Annotated in this window: 1 protein-coding gene; it reads right to left on the bottom strand. The window is 70.1% G+C overall.

Going from position 1 to position 618, the window contains the following annotated elements; genetic code table 11:
- Nucleotides 1-22 precede the first annotated feature (22 nt).
- Nucleotides 23-618 (bottom strand): transposase family protein (locus EIZ45_RS45820; protein WP_167756741.1); only part of this gene is annotated, 596 nt, incomplete at its 5' end.

Raw genomic sequence — 618 nt, 5'->3', positions numbered from 1 at the left:
TTTTCATCCTGGTTTGTGCTGGTCAGGGTGTTGGGTGGGGTGTTTTTTGGTGGTGTTGAACGAGGACGAGCAGTGCGCGGAGCAGGGTGGTGGCGTGGCGGGGGTTGAGGCGTAGTTTGTCGAGGATCCGCCAGGTTTTGAGGGCGGCGAAGGCTCGTTCGACGGCGCAGCGCAGTCCGTTGAAAACGGAGTTCGAGAGTTTCTCGGCGTCGGTGAGGGGCCGGTTGGTCTCGGCTTTGACGGGCGTGATCACGATCTGGCCCTGGCCGGCGTCGCCGGTGTCCGCGGCGAGGACGCGGAGGTCTTTGTGCAGCCCGTGGTAGCCCTTGTCGCCGCCGAGGGCGAGACCGGCGGCGCGGAGGCGGTCGAGGAGATTGTGGCGGCGGGCGGCGGTGATGTCGGCGGTGCTGCCGGGCAGCGCGCAGGAGATCCAGAGCAGCCGGCCGCGGGTGTCGGTCAGGGCCTGGACGTTGAGGCCGTGGCGTTTGTGCTTGCCGCTGTAGTGGCGGCGGTTGGCTTTCCCGGTGCGCCGCCGGGTGCGGACCAGGGTGCCGTCGACCAGGACCAGGGTGGCGCCGGCGGCGCGCAGCCGGGCCAGGGCCCGGTCGAGCCGGGGCG

This window comes from Amycolatopsis sp. CFH S0740 (genome assembly GCF_004522315.1).
In the GTDB taxonomy this organism is placed as follows: Bacteria; Actinomycetota; Actinomycetes; order Mycobacteriales; family Pseudonocardiaceae; genus Amycolatopsis; species Amycolatopsis nivea.
Note: the sequence above shows the minus strand (reverse complement) of the source record. Positions and strands in the feature narration are given on the sequence as shown.